Raw genomic sequence first — 1,108 nt, forward strand, 5'->3', positions numbered from 1 at the left:
CTCTCCGCCCCCAGCGTCACCTCCGGCGAGCCCGTGACGGTCACCCCGCAGGTGACCGGCGACCTCGAGGGGGCCGAGTACAACTACGTGTGGTCCTACGGGGGCGGCTGGGACCTCTGGGGCTCCACCGTCAGGGACACCGGCAGGGGCACGAGCGACGCGTCCTCGACGCTGACGCTGACCCGCCCCGGCACCTACACCGTCTACGTGGACGTGACCGACCGCTCCGGGCAGACGCGCACCATGTCGGCCACGCTCGAGGTGACGCCGCCGTCCTGGTCCTTCACCGGCGTCGAGCTCTCCGCCGACCGCGTCACCTCCGGCGAGCCCGTGACGGTCACCCCGCAGGTGACCGGCGACCTCGACGGCGCCGGGTACAACTACGTGTGGTCCTACGGGGGCGGCTGGGACCTCTGGGGCTCCACCGTGAGGGACACCGGGAGGGGCACCAATGAGGCCACGGGGACGCTGACGCTGACCAAGCCGGGCGCCTACGCGGTCTACGTCGACGTGACGGACCGCTCCGGGCGGACGCGCACCATGTCCGCGACGCTCGAGGTGACGCCGCCCGAGTGGTCGTTCTCCGGCGTCGAGCTCTCCGCGTCGCGCGTCACCTCCGGCGAGCCCGTGACGGTGACGCCCGTCACCTCGGGCGACCTCGACGGCGCCACGTACAACTACGTGTGGTCCTACGGGGGCGGCTGGGACCTCTGGGGCTCCACCGTCAGGGACACCGGGAGGGGCACGGGCGAGGCCACGGGGACGCTCGCGCTGACCAGGGCCGGCACCTACACCGTCTACGTCGACGTCACCGACCGCGCGGGCGAGAGGAGGACGATGTCGGCACAGCTCGTCGTCTCCTCCCCCTCCTGGACCTTCACCGGGGTCAAGGTCTCCTCGTCCCGCGTCCGCGTCGACGAGCCCGTCACCGTGACGCCCGTCACCTCCGGCGACCTCGACGGCGCCGAGTACAACTACGTGTGGTCCTACGAGGGCGGATGGGACCTCTGGGGCTCCACGGTGAGGGACGGGGGCAAGGCGACAGCCGACCCCACCGGCACCCTCTCCCTCTACCGCCCCGGCCGCTACGTCCTCTACGTGGACGTGA

1 protein-coding gene is annotated in these 1,108 nt (G+C 72.1%); it reads left to right on the forward strand.

Translation table 11 applies throughout. The features are described from left to right. Window positions 1-1,108, forward strand: a 1,108-nt coding sequence (locus tag AUL39_RS11220; protein WP_160327025.1) for a PKD domain-containing protein, incomplete at both ends; no start/stop codon positions are given.

Origin of the sequence: Tractidigestivibacter scatoligenes (assembly GCF_001494635.1) — a bacterium.
Taxonomy (GTDB): Bacteria; Actinomycetota; Coriobacteriia; order Coriobacteriales; family Atopobiaceae; genus Tractidigestivibacter; species Tractidigestivibacter scatoligenes.